This is a genomic window from Streptomyces sp. NPDC058086, from assembly GCF_042885015.1.
Lineage (GTDB): Bacteria > Actinomycetota > Actinomycetes > Streptomycetales > Streptomycetaceae > Streptomyces.
The window spans coordinates 1-17,651 of record NZ_JBHVST010000013.1 but is presented as its reverse complement, the minus strand read 5'-3'; the positions used below and the strand labels follow the sequence as shown (position 1 = coordinate 17,651).

Below are 17,651 nucleotides of genomic sequence, written 5' to 3'. Positions count from 1 at the left end.
CCTGTACACCTCGGAGTCGATGAGCTGGAGCAGCCGACCGGGCCGGGCCGCTCAGGTCAGCGTATCGGCGGAGGGCCCGGCCGGGTCCACGCACGTCCGCGCCAGCCGCCGTATCTCCGCCACGTCCAACGCCGGGTTCGCGGCTGCCGGATGAGCCAGTTCCTCGTCGTCGAGGAGTTCCGTCAGCCGGGGCCGCGGGAGGTTCGGGTGGCGGGCCGCCGCGGCCCGTACGGCGGGGTCCGGGTCCCTGGTGAGGGCTTCCACGACGGCCGGCGCGGTCTCGGGGTCGCGCGCGGCCAGGGCTCTGACCTCGGGGTCCTCGTGGTCGGCGAAGGCGGCCAGTCGGGCGGTCGGGAAGTTCGGGCGGGTGGCGAGGTGCGCGCGGTCGGAACCGGTGTACTCAAGGAAACTGCGCAGCAGCAGGGCCGCGGGGGCGTCGGGATGGTTCTGGGCGAGCGTGACGCGTACGCCGAGGTCTTCGTCGTCGGCCAGGCGTGCCACGAGGTCCGGCGGGAGCGAGTAAACCCCGGCCGCCCTCCTGCGCAGCACCGGGTGGGTGGACAGGGCGTCCCGGCGGACGCTCTCGGGGTCCCGTGGCACCGACGGTGCGGGCCAGTGGTGGAAACCGCAGTCCATGGGCACCTCGTAGTCGATCGCGGCCCGCTCCTCCTCGCTCAGCGCCGGGTGCACGGACACCGCGAGCCGCACCTTGGGGTCGGGGTCCACGGCGAGCGCACGGCGTTCGGCGGGTCCGAGGTCGGCGCGGTACGCGATGCTCTCCCGCACCTCCGGGTCCGGATCGGCGGCCAGCAGGACCACCACGTCGGCGGGGAGGCTGGGGTTGTGGGCGATCATCGCCCGCTCGTCGTCACTGGCCGGAGCGGTCAGGACAAGGTCCACGACGGCTCTGGTGAGGGGCAGGTTGCACAGCATGCCGGTGCGTCCGTGACAGGGCTTGGCGGGCAGCGCGCTCTCCAACCAGACCGCATCCTCGTTGTGGGTATGCAACAGGGCCCTGTCGCGGACGCCCGCGTCGGGGTCCGCCAGCAGCGCGGCCCGCGCGTCGGCGGACAGCCACTCCCACGCGCCGACCCCCCAGCGGCGGACCTTCGCGTCCGGGTGCGTGTGCATCGTCCGCAGCAGCTCGGTGGAGATCTGCTGGTGGAAGACACCGGCGAGTTCGTCGTTCCCGTACGTCCTGATCATGTGGACGAGGGCCTCTTCGGGCAGTGGCTCGGGCCGGACCTGGAAAGGCATCCGGGGCCCGTCGGCGAGGTGGGCGCGGACGAACCACTCCGGATCGTCGATCAGTCGTACCCGCTGGGCCGGGTCGACGTGGGGATTGCGGGCGAAGAAGCTGCGGGTGTAGGTGTCGGGGTGCTCGATCACCGCGTCCACGACGGCGTCGGGCAGGACCCGGTCCCGGCACAGCACCATCCGCACCACCGCCGGACCGTCGGCGAGAAGCCGCAGCAGGACGTCCTGCGGCGTGGACGGGTTGAGCGCCAGCCCGGCCAGCCTCCGCGCGGGCAGGTCGGCCTCCTCCCATATCCGCTCAGGCGTCTTCACCATGCGCAGTGCCCCCCGTGTGCAGACCGGCCCCCACCCCCAGGAGCACCTGGTGCCCGACCTTATCCCCCTCATTCCAGCAGGTCATTCCAGCAGGATTTCGCTCCACACCTGCTTGCCGCCACTGACGGGCACGGTTCCCCAGGCCGCCGACATGGCCTCGGTGAGGAGGATGCCGCGACCGCCGGTGGCCTCCCAGCCGATGCTGGTGGGCTTGATGGGCGTACGGGGTGAGGTGTCGGCGACGGAGAGCCGCAGGCGGTGGTTGATGAGGGTGATGTCGAGTCTGACCTGCCCGTCGGTGTGTACGAGGGCGTTGGTGACGAGTTCGGAGACGACGAGGAGCACGCCGTCCATCCTGTCGTCGGGCACTCCCCAGGCGCGCAGGGTGCGCCGGGTGAAGCGGCGGGCGTGCCGGACCGCCTCCGGGACGCGCCACACCGTCCAGCTCTCCCGCAGCGGGCGGGTCTCCAGACCGTCGTAGCGCATCAGGAGGAGGGCCACGTCGTCGCTGCGGTTGGCGCCCGTGAGCAGTCCGTCGGCCACCACTCCGAGGTGGGCGGGGTCGGACGCGGTCAGTTCGCCGGCCAGCCGGTTCAGTCCGTCCTCGATGTCGACCTCGGCGGACTCGACGAGACCGTCCGTGGTCAGGGCGAGGACCGTGCCGAGCTGGAGTCGCAGCGGGCTCATCGGGAAGTCGGCCTGGGTGACGACGCCCAGTGGTGGTCCGCCCTCGGACACGGTGACCTCCGTTGTGCCGTCCGGGTGGCGCAGCACGGGCGGGTGGTGTCCGGCGCGTACGCACCAGGCGGTGCCCTCCTCCAGGTCCACGTCGACGTAGCAGCAGGTGACGAAGAGGTCGGTCTCCAGGTCCATGAGGAGTCGGTTGGCGTGCTGCACGACGACGTCCGGGGGGTGGCCCTCGACGGCGTACGCGCGCAGGGCCGTGCGCATCTGGCCCATCAGGGTGGCCGCCTGGGCGTTGTGGCCCTGGACGTCGCCGATGACGAGGGCGACGTGGTTGTCGGACAGCGGGATGACGTCGTACCAGTCGCCGCCGACCTCCAGGCCCGCCGTGGTGGGCAGATAGCGGGCGACGGCGACCGCGCCGGGGATCCGGGGCAGGCGCCGCGGCAGCAGGGAGCGCTGGAGCATGCTGACCAGCTCGTGTTCCGCGTCGAAGGCGCGGGCGCGTGTCAGGGCCTGGCCCGCGAGGCCCGCGGACGCGGTGAGCAGCGCGCGCTCGTCGGAGCCGAACTCGTGCGGGTCGTCCCAGCCGATCAGACAGGCACCCGCCATCCGGCCGCCGGTGGGCAGCGGCAGAATGGCGAGACCGCCGGGGCCGACGTCGGCGAGCGCCGGTTCCAGGGGTGCTCCGGCGGGCCAGACGGCGGGGCGCCCCTCGATGAGGGCCGCCTCCAGCGTGGGCATGGCGCGTACGGGCGCGTCGGGCCACTCCGAGCGCCATTCGGAGCGCCACACCTCGGGCCAGGCGTCCGGTTCGGGAGGGTCGAGGAGGGTGACGACGAGACGGTCGCCCTCCAGCTCGGCGAGGGCGATCCGGTCGGCCCGCAGGGGGACCCGCAGCGCGGCCACCACGGCCCGGCCGACGTCACGGACGGTGCCCGCGGTGGCGAGGGCCGAGGCGAGCCGCTGGACGCGGGCCACGTCGCTGACACCGGAGCGCAACTTGGAGGCGTCGGCGACGGTTCCCACGAGGTGCGCCGGGCGCTCCTCTCCGCCGGGCACGAGCCGGCCGCGCAGCCGTAGCCACTTCTGCTCTCCGGAGGGCTGGAGGATGCGGAACTCCAGCTCGCGGTCGCCGATGGCCAGGTGGTCCGCCTCCACCACGGACATCAGCGTGGGCAGGTCCTCGGGGACGGTCATCGACAGCAGGCTCTCGACCTTGCCGTCGAACTCGGCCGGGTCGAGGCCGAACAGCTCCAGCATCTCGCCGTCGACCTCGAGGTGTCCGGTGTCCATGGCGAGGTCGAACGAGCTGGTGGGCCGGGCGGCGGTGTCGCGCGGTGAACCGGGCGGTGAGCCGGGCGCGGGGCGGACGGCGGCCTCGGCGATCAGGCCGAGGCACTCCCGGTCCTCCTCGTCGAAGCCGCCCGGGCGCTCGCCGGCCGCCACGAGGCAGCCGCCGTCCGGCAGCGGCAGGACGGCCAGCCAGAAGTCCTGGGACGGCAGTCTGCGGGCGTCGGCGCAGCGGGCGATCTCCGCCGGACCGAGCCACAGCGGCCGCCCCGAGCGGTACGCGTTCACCGCCGGGGAGCCGCCGGTGAGGGCATAGCTGTCGCGCAGGCCGTAGAGCGTCCTGGGGACGCCTGCCGACTCGGACAGGTACAGCTCGTCGCCGCTCTCGGTGGGCGAGTACACCGCGACGACGGACGCACCCGCGAAGACGAGTGCCTGTTCGAGAACGCGGCGCTGTCGCTCGCGCGGGTCCAGGTCCGGGGTGGGCGTCTTGAGGGCAAGTTCGGCACGCAGCGTCCTCTTTCCGCGTTCCGCAGCGCCCTCACTGACCACGTCCGCAATTACAGCGCTTCCGGGGCGCTCGCGCAGCCCCTGTGACCGTTCCGGGGCCGTCGGGCCTGCGACGGAGCCCCCAAAGCGGCACCCTGTGCCGCGCGTGGCGCTCGCCGTGCGGGAAGGGCCGTCACGAGGGAGCCTTGATCCCTGAGTCCCGTCGCACGGCCCTGCGAGGAGGTGGTCGGCGTGTCCGACTGGCAGGGGTCCGAGCAGGCGCCGGCCGGTCGGCGGATGCCGGTCGGACGGCCGCTGCTGTCGCTGACGCTGGCCTCGCTGCTGGAGGAGGTCCACGCCCACTCCGGGGCGGTGTACTTGCTGACGCCGGATGAGCCCGTGCTGGAGATGGCGGTCATGGCGGGCATGCCCAGGTCGTTCGCGGCGCCGTGGGAGCGGGTGGGGCTCAATGCGCCGATCCCGGTCGCCGTGGCGGTGCGCGAGCGGCGGCTGGTCTGGGTCGGCAGCGAGGAGGAGATGGCCCGCCGCTTCCCGCGGATCGCCGTGGTCCTGCCGTACCCCTTCGCGCTGGCCGCCCTCCCCGTGGCGACCGCGGGCACCGTGTACGGCGCCGTTTTCGTCACCTGGCCCGGCTCGCATCCGCTGGACCTCTCCGACCGGGAACGCGACCATCTCACCGCGTCCTGCGCCCGGCTCGCGCTGCGTCTGGAGCGGGCGGCGGCGGAGCGGCGTCCGGTCCATCCCGAAACGGATCTGCTGGGGTCGTCCGCGGCTCCGGCCACCGGTGTGCTCGGCACGCTGGAGGCGGCGCGGATGGTGGCCCGGTTGCCGTACGGGCTGTGTGCCCTGGACCTGAACGGCCGGGTCAGTTTCGCCAACGCCGCGACGGCGGACATGCTCGGCGTCCCGGTCAGCGGGCTGCTGGGCACCCAGCTGTGGGCATCGGTGCCCTGGCTCAACGACCCCGTCTACGAGGACCGTTACCGGGCCGCGCTGATCAGCCAGCACGTGACGTCGTTCGTGGCGCTGCGGCCGCCCGGCGACTGGCTGTCGTTCCGGCTCTATCCGAGTACGACCGGACTGAGCGTGCGCATCTCCCGGGCCCGGGCGGTGTCCGAGATGGGGCGCGCCGAGTCGCGGTACGGCGACGACAACACCACCCCGCGCCTGGTGACCATCACCCAGGTGCTGAGTCTGGCCGGCGCGCTCACCCAGGCGGCGGGCGTCGAGGACGTGGTGCAGCTGGTGGCGGACGAGATCGCGCCGGCCGTCGGCAGCAAGGCCCTGGCTGTCCTCGGCTCGCGATCCGGCCGGCTTCACGTGCTCGGCCACCGGGGGTACGCGGACGCGCACATCGTGGAGCGCTGGCACGGGGTGCCGCTGAGCGCGCAGACCCCGGGCACCCAGGCGCTGAAGACCGGGGTGCCGGCGTTCTTCGACTCCCGTCAGCAGCTGGAGCGCCTCTACCCGGACCGGAGCGCGACGCCCGACGGGATGGCGGCCTGGGCGTATCTGCCGCTGATCGCGTCCGGACGGCCGGTGGGCACCTGCGTCCTCGGGTACGCGGAACCGCACACCTTCCCGGCGGAGGAGCGTGCCGTGCTGACCAGCCTCTGCGGTCTGATCGCGCAGGCCCTGGAGCGGGCCCTGCTCTACGACGCCAAGCTGCAGCTGGCGCACGGTCTGCAGGCCGCGCTGTTGCCGCACTCGTTGCCTTCACTGCCCTCGATGGAGGCGGCCGCGCGATATCTCCCGGCCACCCAGGGGATGGAGATCGGCGGGGACTTCTACGACCTGGTGCCCTCGGACGGTCTGGCCGCCGCGGTCATCGGTGACGTGCAGGGGCACAACGTGACGGCGGCGGGCCTGATGGGGCAGATCCGCACGGCCGTGCGGGCGTACACGACCGTCGGTCAGCCGCCGGAGGAGGTCATGCGCAGCACCAACCGGCTGCTGATCGACCTGGGGGCCGAGCTGTTCGCGAGCTGTCTCTATCTGCGTCTCGACCCGGCGCGCGAGGTGGCCGTCATGTCGCGCGCGGGTCATCCGCCCCCGCTGCTGCTGCGGCCGGACGGGCGGGTGCGGGTGCTCGACCTGGCCGGTGGGCCACTGCTGGGGATCGACGCGGCCGCCACGTATCCGACGACCGAGGTGCCGCTCGTCCCCGGTTCGGTCCTCGCCCTGTACACCGACGGTCTGATCGAGTCGCCCGGCGTGGACATCGAGGACGCCCTGGCCGACCTCTGCCGGAAACTCGCCGAGGGCGGTGACCTGTCGCTGAACGCGCTGGCCGACCGTCTCGTCGAGCAGACCCGGGCGGTGACACAAGAGCGGCTCGACGACGTGGCACTGCTTCTGCTGCGGGCGCGTCCGCACGACTGAGCGGTACCGGAACCCCGCGAGGTCCGGCCCTCCCGTGAACGGCGGCGGAACGCGGTGGGGTCCGGCCCTCCCGCCGGAGGGCCGGACCCTTCCACTGCCGACCGGGCCGTGTCGGCACGGCCGGGTCAGTGGCTCGTGGTCACCGGTGTCACGGGGTGCTGGTCACCACGCCGGAGCCGGCGTCCATACCGGTGCTGGACTGGTCGCTGCCGGTCCCGGACTGGCCGCCCGCGGCTGGGTCCGTGGCCGCCGGGTCCGTGGCCGCGGGGTCGGTCGCCGCCGGGTCCGTGGCTGCCGGGTCGGTGGCTGCCGGGTCGGTGGCTGCCGGGTCGGTCGCGGCCGGGGCAGTCGCGGCCGGGTCCGTGGCCGCCGGGTCGGTCGCCGCGGCACTCGCGCCGCCGGCACCCGCGGCGCCACCCGCGCCGAGCGTCGCGCCGGTCGCCTGGAGGGCGGCCGTCACGGGCTGGAAGAAGGTCTCGCCGCCGGCGGTGCAGTCACCACTGCCGCCGGAGGTCAGGCCGATCGCGCTGCCGTCCGCGGTGAACAGGGAGCCGCCGCTGTCGCCCGCCTCGGCACAGACGTCGGTCTGTATGAGACCGGTGACGGTGTCGACACCACCGGGAACGGTTTCACTCTGGAAGTTGACAGTGGCGTCGAGACCGGTGACCGAGCCGTCGTGCAGACCGGTGGTGCTGCCCATTCGGAGGACCTGCTGACCGACCGTGGCGTCCGCCGCCTGGGTGATCTGGACGGTCTTCCCGTTGCCCTCGTTCACCTCGCTCACCGTCTGGGTGGCGGGGTCGTCGTACTTCACGAGCGAGAAGTCGCCGGCGCCGGGGAAGGTGGCCTGGTCCACGGTCGCGATCGGCTGCCCGTTCTGCGAGTCCGACCACTGCTTGGCCGCGACACCGCAGTGCCCGGCGGTCAGGAAGGCGGGGGCACCGTCGCTCGCTGTGACGTTGAAGCCGAGGGAGCAGCGGACGCCGCCGCCGTTCGCCTGGGCGAAGATGGCGTCACCGCCCGACACGAAGGTCTTGAACGTACCGGTGGACTTCTTGACCGTGGCCACGCCGGAGCCGAGCGAGTCGACGGTCGACGTCAGCTTGGCCCACTTCGCACCTGTGACCGTGCTGTCGGCGGTGACCTGGACCTGGTTCGTCTTGGGGTCGATCGACCAGGCGGTGCCGGGGATGGTCGCGTCGGACTTCAGTGTCTTGGCAGCCGTCTTGAGCGCGGACAGGCTGTTGTTGACGCTGCGGGGAACAGCGCCGGCCTTCTGGACCGTGTTGACGACATTGCTGTTGTTGCCGACGACATTGACGATGACCTGCTGCTTCGAGGCGTCCCAGTACGCGCCGCCGAAGGCGTCACCGAGCTGGGAGGCGATGAGCGAGGCCAGGTTCGAGGCGTCCGCGGACTTCAGCGTCTTGGGAGCGGCGTCCTTCGCGTCGGTCTGCGAGGCGTTGGCGTGGGGCAGCAGCAGGGCCGCCGCTCCGAGCGCCGCGACGCCTCCGACAGCAATGGCGGCCTTGCGCTTGGGAATCCTTTTGTGACTCAACTCTTTGACCTCCTGGGGACGGGGTCGAGGCCACCGTCCGGCGGCTGACTAGGGGGCGCCTGGATGCCTGTTGATACGCGTGAGCCGCGCGGGCTGTTCAACTGTGTTTAAAAAAGAGCTGAGTTGGCTCGGCCAAACGCACGAAATACCAGGCAATCGGGCCATTACACCGAGTGAGCGGCCGATCCGACACGTTCCGCTACCGATCGGTAACGGTCCGTCTTCCGGCGGGAACGGAATCCTGGCTTCAGGGAATCTGCACATCGAATACGCAGGCGCGTCACGGCAGACAGCAGATCTGCACACTCGCGCGCCCCCCTCCGCGCCATTGCGGTGGGACTGTCCCTTTCGAGATCGGGGCGACAAGCGCGGGGACGGAACAATGCCGTGCAGCATGTGAAGAACTGACTGCCGAGACGTGCGCACGCCTGCACGGTTGGCCCCTGGCCGTGCTCAAGTTCGCAGGTGAGAGCCCCGGTTGATTGGATGCGTGCGCCGCGAGCGTGCTTTGATCCGTTGCACCGCGGAGGTCGCAGCCAGGCATCCGGGAACGGGCGCCGCACAGCGCCCGGAATCGGGTGCCGCACCCCGCGGTGGCGGCCGCCATCTGTCCCCAGAGGGGGGCCGCTCTCCCCCTTATGAATATCCATACGAAGGGAAGTTCCCTCATGAACTCCACCCCCCAGGTTGCCACCGCCGAGATCTCGGACGCCGACCTCGACAACGTCTCCGGCGGCCTGTCGCTGAACGCCGTTGGCACCGTCTCCGGCCTGGTCGACGGTGTTGCCCCGGTCTCCGGCCTGGTCAACACGGTCGTCGGCACCGTCGAGGGTGTCACCGGCCTCAACACCGCCCCGGTCACGGGCCTGGTCGCCGGTCTCTGATCGCGTTTCAGTGCCGTTGAGTCCCGGAACCACTCCCCGGTTCCGGGACTTCTCGGATGTCGTAAACCTCTCGAACAGGTGAGGGAAGTCCCGTGCAGTTCCGCCAACAGGCCCTCGCCAAGCTGCAGTCGCCCGAAGAGCTCGACCTTCCGGTGCGCTTCGCCCGCCCCCAGGGCTGGCTCGCCCTGTCCGTGACGGTGGTCGTCATGGCGGCGGCGTCCGTCTGGGCCGTGACGGGCACGGTGGCGTCCACCGTGAGCGCGCCCGCCGTCCTCACCCACGGCGAGGGCAGTTACATCCTGCAGAGCCCCGTCGCGGGACAGGTCACCGAGGTCGTCGCCCAGGAGGGCGAACGGCTGCCCGCGAACGCGCCCGTGCTCAAGGTCCGTACGGCCCAGGGTGGTACGACCGTCGTCCGCACGGTCGCCGCCGGCCGCGTCACCGCGCTCGCCGCCACCATCGGCGCGATCATCTCGACCGGTGCGAACGTCGCCGCCGTGGAGAAGGTCACCCACGCCGACGATCCGCTCTACGCGACGGTGTACGTCCCCGCCGAGAGCGCCGCCACCATCCCCGCGAACGCCGCGGTCGACCTCACCGTCCAGTCGGTGCCGACCCAGCAGTACGGAGTGCTGCGCGGCCATGTGAAGGCGGTCGGCCGGAGCGTGCAGACCCCGCAGCAGATCGCCTCCTTCCTCGGCGACAGCCAACTCGGCGAACAGTTCACCAAGAAGGGCCGGCCGGTGGCCGTCCTGGTCCGCCTCGACCACTCCGCCGCGACGAAGAGCGGTCTGAAGTGGTCCTCGGCGGACGGGCCGCCGTTCGCGCTCACCTCCATGACCCTGGCCACGAGTTCGATCCGCCTGGCCGATCAGCGCCCCGTCGATTGGCTCCTGCCGTGACCACCGCACCAGACACCCGGAGCAGACGCCGCACCGCACCGCCCAAGCGCACGGTCCCCAAGGCGAAGGGGAAGACGGTCCGCACCCCCACCGTCCTCCAGATGGAGGCCGTGGAGTGCGGCGCCGCCTCCCTCGCGATGGTGCTCGGCCACTACGGCCGGCACATCCCCCTCGAAGAGCTGCGCATCGCGTGCGGTGTCTCCCGGGACGGCTCGCGCGCCAGCAACCTGCTGAAGGCGGCGCGCAGTTACGGCCTCACGGCCAAGGGCATGCAGATGGACATGGCCGCGCTCGCCGAGGTGAAGGCGCCCGCGATCCTGTTCTGGGAGTTCAACCACTACGTCGTCTACGACGGCATGGGCCGCCGTTTCGGACGGCGCGGCGTGTACATCAACGACCCCGGCAAGGGCCGTCGTTTCGTGCCGATGGAGGACTTCGACACCAGCTTCACGGGTGTGGTGCTGGTCATGGAGCCGGGGCCCGACTTCCGCAAGGGCGGCCGCAAGCCGGGCGTCCTGGGTGCCATGCCGGCCCGGCTGCGCGGCACCTCGGGCACGATGCCCGCGGCCGTGCTGGCGAGCCTGCTGCTGGTCGCGGTCGGGGCGGCGGTGCCCGCGCTGAGCCGGACGTACATCGACACGTATCTGATCGGCGGCCGGACCTCGCTGCTGGGCGTGCTGTTCGCGTCGATGGGCGCCTGCGTCGCGCTGACCGTCGTACTGACCTGGCTGCAACAGGCGAACCTGCTGCACGGCCGGATCATCTCCTCCACCCTCTCCAGCGCCCGCTTCCTGCGCCATCTGCTGCGGCTGCCCGTCACCTTCTTCTCCCAGCGCAGCCCCGCCGACCTGGTGCAACGGCTCCAGTCGAACGACGCGGTGGCCGAGACCCTGGCCCGCGACCTCGCGGCGGCCGGCGTGGACGCGATCGTGGTCGTCCTGTACGCGGTGCTCCTCTACACCTACGACCCGCAGCTCACGGCCGTGGGCATCGGTGTCGCGCTGCTCAACGTGGTCGCGATGCGCGTGGTGATCCGGCTGCGCGCGACCCGCACGGCGAAGCTGCGCGCCGACAACGCGCGCCTCACCAACACCGCCTATACCGGCCTCCAGTTGATCGAGACGATGAAGGCGACCGGCGGGGAGGACGGCTACTTCCGCAAGTGGGCAGGCCAGCACGCGACCACCCTGGAGGAGCAGCAACGCCTCGGGGTGCCGAGCGCCTGGCTGGGCGTGGTCGCACCGACCCTGGCGACGCTCAACTCCGCGCTGATTCTCTGGATCGGCGGTATGCGGGCGGTCGAGGGCCATATCTCGGTAGGCCTGCTGGTCGCCTTCCAGGCCCTGGTCACCCGCTTCACCGCGCCCCTCACCCGGCTCAACGGCGTCGCGGGCCGCATTCAGGACTTCGCTGCCGACGTGGCCCGTCTCAAGGATGTCGAGAACTTCCAGGCCGACCCGCTCTACGCCCGCTCGGGCGGTGGCGAGTCCACCCGCCGGCTTCAGGGCCATGTCGAGCTGGAGAACATCACGTTCGGCTACAGCCCGCTCGACAAACCCCTGCTCACCGGCTTCTCACTGACGGTCGGCCCGGGCCAGCAGGTGGCCCTGGTCGGCGGCTCGGGCAGCGGCAAGTCCACGGTCTCCCGGCTCATTTCGGGCCTGTACGCCCCGTGGGAGGGCACGATCCGCATCGACGGACAGCGACTGGAGGACATCCCGCGCGGCGCGCTCGCCGCCTCCGTCTCCTTCGTCGACCAGGACGTGTTCCTGTTCGAGGGGACGGTCCGCGACAACGTGGCCCTGTGGGATCCGTCCATCCCCGACGAGGCCGTGGTCGCGGCGCTGGAGGACGCGGCGCTCTACGACGTCGTCACGCGCCGCCCCGGCGGCATCCACAGCCGGGTCGAGCAGGACGGCCGCAACTTCTCCGGTGGCCAGCGCCAACGCCTGGAGATCGCAAGGGCGTTGGTGCGCCGGCCCAGCATCCTGGTCCTCGACGAGGTGACCAGCGCGCTGGACGCCGAGACCGAGCAGACCGTCATCGACAACCTGCGCAAGCGCGGCTGCGCCTGTGTGGTGATCGCGCACCGGCTCAGCACCGTGCGCGACAGCGACGAGATCGTCGTGCTCCAGCACGGCACGATCGTGGAACGCGGGCGGCACGACGCCCTGGTGGCGGCCGGCGGTCCGTACGCCGAGCTGGTCAAGGAGCGATGAGATGACCACGGTTCACGAGGGCGCACGCGAAGGAGACCTCGTCCTCGGCGCGCTCGGCGGCATGGGTGTGCCGGTCGACTGCTCCGGCCTCGGCCGCCTCGATCTGGAAGGACCGCAGGTCCTCTGGCTGGTGGCGGCGGGCGCCATGGACCTGTTCGCGGTGGACGCCGTCGAGCAGGGCCACTGGCACCACCTCGGCCGCCTCGAAGCGGGCTCCCTGCTGCTCGGCCCGGTGGCCGGCCCGCAACACACCCTCGTGGGGCGGCCGTTGCGGGACTGTGTGGTGCGCCGGATCGTGCTGCGCGAGCTGTACAAGCCCGTGGACACCCAGACCTGGTCCTACGACGAGTACGGCAATCCCCAGTACGTGCCGCCGACGTCGAGCCCGCTGGAGTACGCCCTCGCCCTCGGCGTCGGCCGCAGCCTCTCCATTCTCTTCCAGGCGCCCATGGCCACGGAGAACGCCGCCGCGCTCACCGACGACGACGTCTTCTGGATGCAGGTGCCGCCCGGGAGTGTCCAGTACGGCTCGCTGTACGGCGCCGAGGCGGCGGCCGATCTGCTGATGGACTCCGGTGTCTGGCAGGGCATGGTCGACCAGCAGTACCGGCTGCTGTCCACCCTCGACCGCTGGATCGAGCAGTTGGAGGCCAGCCACGAGGACCGTACGGCGGCGGGCATCAAGGCGGGCGAGGCCGTCCGCGCCCAGGCCGACCGGACCCTGCTGGCGTCGATCGGCAAGCAGTCGAAGCGCCCGACGACGGCCGACGCGGACGCCACGTACGCGGCCTGCAAGCTGGTCGCCCACGCGTCCGGGATCACCCTCGCCGAGTCCGCGCAGAGCGGCACGGAGAGCGACCGGCTCGACCCGGTGGAGCGGATCGCGCTCGCCTCACGCGTCCGCACCCGTGCCGTCCGCCTCGACGGGCGCTGGTGGCGCGACAACATCGGCCCGCTGGTGGGCCACCGTGCCGTGTCGGGCTCCCCGGTCGCGCTGCTGTGGCGGCGCGGCGGATATGTGGCCGTACAGCCGTCGTCGGGCCGGGAGACCCCGGTCGAGAAGGCCAACGCGCCGGAGTTCGAGCCGCGGGCCGTGATGTTCTACCGTCCGCTGCCCGAGCGGAAGATGAGCCCGCTGCGGCTGCTGCGCTTCTGCCTGCAGGGCACGGGTGGCGATCTGCGCAACCTCGCGATCAGCGGTCTCGTCACCGTCGCGATCGGCGCGCTGGTGCCGATCGCCACCGGCAAGGTGCTCGGCGAGTACGTGCCCAAGGCCCAGCACGGTCTGATCGTGCAGGTCTGTCTGGCCATCATGGTCACCAGCATCGTGTCGGCGGCGTTCATGCTGCTGCAGAACCTCACGCTGCTGCGGATGGAGGGGCGGATCGAGGCGACGCTCCAACCTGCCGTGTGGGACCGGCTGCTGAGGCTGCCGACGAAGTTCTTCACGTCCCGCTCGACGGGTGAGCTGGCCAGCGCCGCCATGGGCATCAGCGCGATCCGCCGCCTCCTCGCGGGCGTCGGACCGACGCTCGCGCAGGCGGGCACGGTCGGCGCGATGAACCTGGGGCTGCTCCTTTGGTACAGCGTGCCCATGGCGCTGGCCGCGATCGGCATGCTCGTCGTCATCGCGGCCGCGTTCCTCGGGCTCGGTCTGTGGCAGGTGCGCTGGCAGCGCCGCCTGGTCGTGCTCAGCAACAAGCTGAACAACCAGGCGTTCCAGACCCTGCGCGGGCTGCCCAAGCTGCGGGTCGCGGCGGCCGAGAACTACGCGTACGCCGCCTGGGCGGGCGAGTTCGCGCGCAGCCGTGAGCTCCAGCAGAAGGTCGGCCGCATCAAGAACCTCACGACGGTGATGGGCTCGGTGTATCTGCCGCTGTGCTCGCTGCTGATGTTCATGTTGCTCGCGGGTCCGGCAAGCGGCTCACTGTCGGCCGCCGACTTCCTGACCTTCAGCACGTCGCTGACGATGCTGCTGACCTCGGTCACCCAGGTGACCGGCGCGTTCGTGTCGGCGGCGGCCGCGCTGCCGATGTTCGAGGAGATCAAGCCGGTGCTCGACGCCACGCCGGAGGTGCGGGTCGCGAGCACCCGCCCCGGGGTGCTGTCCGGCGCGATCGAGGCCAGGCGGCTGTCCTTCCGGTACTCCGACGACGGTCCGCTGGTCCTGGACGACGTGTCGTTCGACATCAAGCCCGGCGAGTTCGTGGCGATCGTCGGCCCCAGCGGCTGCGGAAAGTCCACGCTGCTGCGGCTGCTGATCGGCTTCGACAAGCCGGTCTCGGGCAGTGTGCTCTACGACGGGCAGGACCTGGGGGCGCTCGACCAGTCCGCCGTACGCCGTCAGTGCGGTGTGGTGCTCCAGCACGCGCAGCCTTTCACCGGCTCGATCCTGGACTGCATCTGCGGCACCGAGCCGTACACGCCCGAGGAGGCGATGGCGGCGGCCGAGATGGCCGGTCTGGCCGAGGACATCAAGCGGATGCCGATGGGGCTGCACACCATCGTCTCCGGCAGCGGCGCGATCTCGGGCGGCCAGCGTCAGCGCCTGATGATCGCCCAGGCGCTGATCCGCCGGCCGCGCATCCTCTTCTTCGACGAGGCGACCAGCGCGCTCGACAACGAGACCCAGCGCACGGTCATCGAGAGCACCCGGGCGCTCAACGCCACCCGGATCGTGATCGCGCACCGGCTGTCCACGGTGATGGACGCGGACCGCGTCATCGTGATGGAGGGCGGCCGGGTCGCCCAGCAGGGCCCGCCCGCGCACCTGCTCGCGGACACGGGCGGGCGGCTGCACGAGCTGGTGCGACGGCAGCTGGCCTGAAGCCGCCCACGGGGGGCCGTCAGTCCATTCCCGGCACCGGGGCACCGGACGGGATCCCCGCCTCGACATAGCGGGCGTAGATCTCCTTCCAGGGCGCGGTCGCCCCGGCGTGCGGGCCCTCGAAGCGTTCGCCGCGGGCCTTCGCGTCCAGGGCGGCGAGGCACACCTCCCAGCCGGCGCCGTTGCGGGCGGCGGTGTTCTCGGCCGCGAGGACGTGGGTGAGGGTGAAGTGGGTGCGCTTCTCGTCCAGGGGGTCGAGGTCGAAGCGGAGCTCGTCGCCGCCCCAGTCGAAGGAGAGGTGCCGGGGCGGGTCGACGGCGAGGACCCGGCCCGTGGACTCGGGCATGTTCGGGTCGCCGCTGAACCTGATGGTGCCGCCGGGGCGCAGCTCGATCTCCGCCCGGGACGGGAACCACTCGACCAGTTCGTCCGGGTCGGTCACGAACCGCCAGACGCGGTCGACGGGGTGGTCGTAGGTGCGGCTGAAGCGGACGGCGGGGCGGCCGTCGTCGAGGGTGAGGTAGGTGCCGGTGAGCGCGGTGGGTTCGGCGGACATGTGGCTCAGTCCTTAGGGGTGGGGTCTTCCGGGGTGTCCGACGGCTCCTCCGCCGTCCTGTCCAGGCGGCGGCCGAGGGCGTCCAGGCTCTCGTTCCACAGCTTCCGGTACGGGGTCAGCCAGGCGTCGAGTGCGGCGATCGGAGCCGGGTCGAGGGCGTAGACACGGCGTTGCGCGTCCTGTCGTACGCGCACCAGGCCCGCGTCCCGGAGCACCCGCAGATGCTTCGACGTGCTCGGCTGGCTCAGACCGCACGCCTCCACGATCTCTCCGACCGGCCGCGGGCGCTCAAGGAGCAGCGCGACGATCGCACGACGGTGGGGGTCGGCGAGAGCGGTCCAGAGGGTGGCGTCGGACATGGCACCAATATGCCTTGGTGGTTATATTCCCGTCAAGGCATACATACTGCGTGACCGCGGAGCCGCGAAGCCACGCCACGAAAACGACCGACCCCGGCGACCACTGTGACGCCCGCCTCACCCCCCACCGTCAGCGAAACGTTGCCGTTTCGCTGACGGTGTTCTAATCTCGACGTGTACGAAACAGTTTCGTTTACGTTCCTGTACCTCCCTGTTCCTGTACCCCCTGAGCGACTTCCCTGGAGTGGTTCTCCCATGTCCCAGACCCTGACCGAAGGTGCCCGCAAGGGCGCCGTGGACGGCTCGTCCACTCCATCGTCGAAGCGGTGGTGGATCCTCGCGATCATCGGCATCGCGCAGCTGATGGTGGTCCTCGACGCCACCATCGTGAACATCGCCCTTCCCTCCGCGCAGGCGGACCTCGGCTTCTCCGACGGCAACCGGCAGTGGATCGTCACGGCGTACTCGCTGGCCTTCGCCTCCTTGCTGCTGCTCGGCGGACGCATCGCCGACCTCTTCGGACGCAAGCCCGCCTTCCTCATCGGTATCGCCGGATTCGCCGGAGCCTCGGTGCTCGGCGGCGCCTCCACCAGCTTCGGGATGCTGGTCACCGCGCGCGCCCTGCAGGGTGTCTTCGGTGCACTGCTCGCGCCCGCCGCGCTCTCGCTGCTGAACACGACGTTCACCGACGCCAAGGAACGCGCCAAGGCGTTCAGCGTCTACGGGGCGATCGCCGGCGCCGGTGGCGCGGTGGGCCTCCTGCTCGGCGGTGTGCTGACCGACGCGCTCGACTGGCGCTGGACGCTGTTCGTCAACCTCGTCTTCGCGGTCGTCGCCTTCGCCGGTGGCTGGGTGCTGCTGAGCAATCACCGTGACGCGGCGAACTCCAAGCTCGACCTGCCGGGCACGCTGCTGGTCTCCTCCGGTCTCTTCGCCCTCGTCTACGGCTTCTCCAACGCCGAGACACACGACTGGAGTTCGCCCCAGACCTGGGGCTTCCTCATCGCCGGTGGCCTCCTGCTGAGCGCGTTCGGCTGGTGGCAGACGCGCGCCGAGCACCCGCTGCTGCCGATGCGTGTGCTGCTCGACCGCAACCGTGCCGCGTCCTTCGTCACCGTTCTGATCACCGGCGCGGGCATGTTCGGCGTCTTCCTCTTCCTCACCTACTACCTGCAGCTGAACCTGGGCTTCAGCCCCACCAAGACAGGTGTGGCGTTCCTGCCGATGATGGCGGCCCTGATGGTCATGGCCCAGGTCTCCACCACCATCCTGGTGCCGCGGATCGGACCGAAGGTCGTCATCCCGGCGGGCTTCGCGATCGCGGTGGGCGGCATGGCCTGGCTGACCGGCATCGGAGTCGCCTCCGACTTCTCGACCGCCGTACTGCCGCAGCTGCTGCTGATCGGCGCGGGCCTCGGCATCGTGATGCCGCCCGCCATGTCGCTGGCCACCAGCGGGATCGCGGCGGAGGACGCGGGTGTCGCCTCCGCGACGGTCAACACCATGCAGCAGGTGGGCGGTTCGATCGGTACGGCGCTGCTGAACACGCTGGCCGCGAGCGCCGCGACGAGCTACCTCGCCGGCAAGGACGCGACCAGCAAGCTGGTCCAGGCGCAGGCGACGATCGAGAGCTACACCACCGCCTTCTGGTGGTCGGCGGGCTTCTTCGCCGCGGGCGCGGTGATCGCCTTCCTGCTCTACCGCCGCGGAACCCTGGAGGCGGACCCGGACGCCGTGCGGGCCGTCCACATGTAAGCCCCGTGTGATTACCCCCAGACCGAGGGGCCGCCGTCTGCAGGGAGACGGCGGCCCCACCCACGTCAGCGGCGGCGGGCGGGCGCAGCGGGCGGCCGGGCCTGCTGGTCCGGCACGGTGCGAGCTCCGGAGGGCCGGTACCAGACGAGC

Annotated in this window: 11 protein-coding genes; 6 read left to right on the top strand and 5 right to left on the bottom strand. The window is 71.4% G+C overall.

Translation table 11 applies throughout. The features are described from left to right. Nucleotides 1-51: 51 nt before the first annotated feature. Nucleotides 52-1,572: a HEAT repeat domain-containing protein gene (locus tag ACFVWD_RS12750; RefSeq protein ID WP_389595682.1), complete on the bottom strand. Its 1,521-nt coding sequence runs from the start codon at nucleotides 1,570-1,572 to the stop codon at nucleotides 52-54. An 81-nt stretch (nucleotides 1,573-1,653) separates the two neighbouring features. Next, the gene (locus ACFVWD_RS12745; RefSeq protein WP_389595680.1) at nucleotides 1,654-4,101 is read right to left on the bottom strand and encodes a SpoIIE family protein phosphatase; all 2,448 of its coding nucleotides are present in this window, start codon (nucleotides 4,099-4,101) and stop codon (nucleotides 1,654-1,656) included. 180 nt (nucleotides 4,102-4,281) lie between these two features. On the opposite strand from ACFVWD_RS12745, the gene ACFVWD_RS12740 reads away from it, so the two are divergent. After that, on the top strand, nucleotides 4,282-6,441 hold the full coding sequence (locus tag ACFVWD_RS12740; protein ID WP_389595678.1) for a SpoIIE family protein phosphatase: 2,160 nt from the start codon (nucleotides 4,282-4,284) through the stop codon (nucleotides 6,439-6,441). 148 nt (nucleotides 6,442-6,589) lie between these two features. Here ACFVWD_RS12740 and ACFVWD_RS12735 read toward each other — a convergent pair whose 3' ends face one another. After that, nucleotides 6,590-7,999, bottom strand: a complete 1,410-nt coding sequence (locus ACFVWD_RS12735) for a S1 family peptidase (protein ID WP_389595677.1) — start codon at nucleotides 7,997-7,999, stop codon at nucleotides 6,590-6,592. Nucleotides 8,000-8,667: 668 nt separating this feature from the next. On the opposite strand from ACFVWD_RS12735, the gene ACFVWD_RS12730 reads away from it, so the two are divergent. The 4 genes from ACFVWD_RS12730 (at nucleotide 8,668) to ACFVWD_RS12715 (ending at nucleotide 14,831) form a co-directional block, all read left to right on the top strand. Next, entirely contained in the window at nucleotides 8,668-8,883 is a 216-nt protein-coding gene (locus ACFVWD_RS12730; protein WP_067360085.1) for a hypothetical protein, read from the top strand. 92 nt (nucleotides 8,884-8,975) lie between these two features. After that, nucleotides 8,976-9,785, top strand: coding sequence for an HlyD family efflux transporter periplasmic adaptor subunit (locus ACFVWD_RS12725; protein ID WP_389595676.1), 810 nt, complete (start codon nucleotides 8,976-8,978; stop codon nucleotides 9,783-9,785). Beyond that, nucleotides 9,782-12,004, top strand: coding sequence for an NHLP family bacteriocin export ABC transporter peptidase/permease/ATPase subunit (locus ACFVWD_RS12720; RefSeq protein ID WP_389595672.1), 2,223 nt, complete (start codon nucleotides 9,782-9,784; stop codon nucleotides 12,002-12,004). The genes ACFVWD_RS12725 and ACFVWD_RS12720 overlap by 4 nt, the downstream gene beginning before the upstream one ends. Before the next feature lies 1 nt (nucleotide 12,005). Continuing rightward, the gene (locus tag ACFVWD_RS12715) at nucleotides 12,006-14,831 is read left to right on the top strand and encodes an NHLP bacteriocin export ABC transporter permease/ATPase subunit (RefSeq protein WP_389595670.1); all 2,826 of its coding nucleotides are present in this window, start codon (nucleotides 12,006-12,008) and stop codon (nucleotides 14,829-14,831) included. A 19-nt stretch (nucleotides 14,832-14,850) separates the two neighbouring features. On the opposite strand, the gene ACFVWD_RS12710 is transcribed toward ACFVWD_RS12715, so the two are convergent. Then, complete coding sequence (locus tag ACFVWD_RS12710; RefSeq protein WP_389595668.1) at nucleotides 14,851-15,387, bottom strand: SRPBCC family protein; 537 nt, start codon at nucleotides 15,385-15,387, stop codon at nucleotides 14,851-14,853. A 5-nt stretch (nucleotides 15,388-15,392) separates the two neighbouring features. After that, on the bottom strand, nucleotides 15,393-15,746 hold the full coding sequence (locus ACFVWD_RS12705; protein ID WP_389595666.1) for an ArsR/SmtB family transcription factor: 354 nt from the start codon (nucleotides 15,744-15,746) through the stop codon (nucleotides 15,393-15,395). Between the two features lie 255 nt (nucleotides 15,747-16,001). Here ACFVWD_RS12705 and ACFVWD_RS12700 point away from each other — a divergent pair, with 255 nt between their 5' ends. Beyond that, nucleotides 16,002-17,501, top strand: a complete 1,500-nt coding sequence (locus ACFVWD_RS12700; protein ID WP_389595664.1) for an MFS transporter — start codon at nucleotides 16,002-16,004, stop codon at nucleotides 17,499-17,501. Nucleotides 17,502-17,651: the final 150 nt, after the last annotated feature.